Consider the following 317-nt stretch of genomic DNA (forward strand, 5'->3'; position numbering starts at 1 on the left):
GCCACCACCGACAGGCTGAAGCCGGCATTTTGCAGCCGCTCGAGGCTCCAGCCCTCGCCCTTCTCGACGACGTCATGCAGGTAGGCGACGGTTTTTTGGTCCAGCGTCTCAACCGCATCGGCAACGCGCCTCAGATGTTCGATGTAGGGTCTGCCGGTCTTGTCCTTCTGGCCACGATGGGCCTGCTCAGCGATCTGCGCTGCCTGATGTAGCATGATCCTTCCGATCTTTTCTCTGGTAGAGCCCGCCCTGGCGAGGGACAGCCAAGGCGGGCTTGCCCGGGTCTGAACCCGGTCCGGATGGCGCGCCATTCGCGG

At 63.7% G+C, this 317-nt stretch carries 1 protein-coding gene; it reads right to left on the minus strand.

Annotation, left to right across the window (positions count from 1 at the left end; translation table 11 throughout):
- The coding region (locus tag EN853_RS33460) for an HD domain-containing protein (RefSeq protein WP_135861371.1) at positions 1–215 on the minus strand (215 nt) is incomplete at its 3' end.
- Positions 216–317 lie beyond the last annotated feature (102 nt).

Source organism: Mesorhizobium sp. M1C.F.Ca.ET.210.01.1.1, assembly GCF_004791585.1.
In the GTDB taxonomy this organism is placed as follows: Bacteria; Pseudomonadota; Alphaproteobacteria; order Rhizobiales; family Rhizobiaceae; genus Mesorhizobium.